The 961-nt window shown below is 68.6% G+C and carries 2 protein-coding genes and 1 pseudogene; all 3 read left to right on the top strand.

The genetic code is table 11. The features are described from left to right. On the top strand, window positions 1-167 hold a 167-nt coding region (locus tag D7X55_RS45425; RefSeq protein ID WP_199747355.1), incomplete at its 5' end, for a CinA family protein. Window positions 168-252: 85 nt separating this feature from the next. Then, on the top strand, window positions 253-651 hold the full coding sequence (locus tag D7X55_RS39740; RefSeq protein WP_120553175.1) for an STAS/SEC14 domain-containing protein: 399 nt from the start codon (window positions 253-255) through the stop codon (window positions 649-651). Window positions 652-663: 12 nt separating this feature from the next. After that, a pseudogene (locus tag D7X55_RS39735) lies at window positions 664-961 on the top strand (hypothetical protein); the annotation flags it as partial.

Genomic DNA, 961 nt, shown 5'->3' with positions numbered 1-961 from the left:
GGACGGAGGCGAAGCCGGTGGGGCTGGTGTTCATCGCGGTGCAGCGGCGGGGGAGGCCGGCGGTGGTGGAGCGTCACCGGTTCGAAGGGGACCGGCGCCAGGTGCGGCAGGCCGCGGCGGCGCGAGGGCTGGCCCTCCTTCTGGAGCAGGTGGGCGTGGAGTCTTGAATAGGGGCCTCATCCCTCCGGACGTTGGCACGTGGACGTCTGATGCGAGAGAAGGGTTTGACGCAATCTCACGCAGGGGGCCTCGATGTACCGAATCGACGTGGACCGAGCGGAATCCATCGTGAGCTTCGCGCTGGAGGGCTACATCCGGCTGGAGGAGATGCAGCGCTTCGTGCAGGACCTGCGAGCGGCGACGGATGAAGTGGCGGGGCAGCCCATCAAGATTGAAGCGGACCTGCGCACGTTCCGGCCGGCGTCGCCGGAGGCGGCGGATCTCATCAAGCGTGTGCAGGAGTACGGGCTGCGCTCGGGGGTGACGCGGGTGGCGGAGCTGGTGCAGAACCAGATCGTCGCGTTGCAGTTGAACCGGGTGGCCTCCGGGAGCGGGACGGACAAGATCCTCCGCCGTTTCTGGCAGGAGTCCGCGGCCAGGACCTGGCTGTTGCACGGAGACGCGGAGCTGGGAGTGGCGCTGCGCAGCTGAGCGGAAACGAACATGCCAGCGCGCGGGTGGTGCGTGCTGTGGATGTTGTTCGTGACAGGTTGCGCGACGTCACGGACGTGGCGGTTGGACACGGGAGAAGGCCCGGCGCGTGAGTACACACCGCGCACGGAAACGCCGCCCGTGTCACTGGACGGCGACACCTTCGAGGAGACGGTGCGGACCCTGGCGCGCGGTGCGCCGGTGCCGAAGCGTCCACGAGCCTCGTTGGGCGTCGTGTCCGTGAACAGCGTTCGCGTGTCGCAAGGTGGCTCGGAGCTGGAGGCCGCCTATGGACGCTGGTGCGTGCGCA

It is taken from the genome of Corallococcus sp. AB049A, from assembly GCF_003668885.1.
In the GTDB taxonomy this organism is placed as follows: Bacteria; Myxococcota; Myxococcia; order Myxococcales; family Myxococcaceae; genus Corallococcus; species Corallococcus interemptor.
Note: the sequence above shows the minus strand (reverse complement) of the source record. Positions and strands in the feature narration are given on the sequence as shown.

Excerpts from the sequence above, each read along its gene's own strand:
- D7X55_RS39740 (WP_120553175.1), top strand. The coding sequence starts at position 253 with ATGTACCGAATCGACGTGGACCGAGCGGAATCCATCGTGAGCTTCGCG.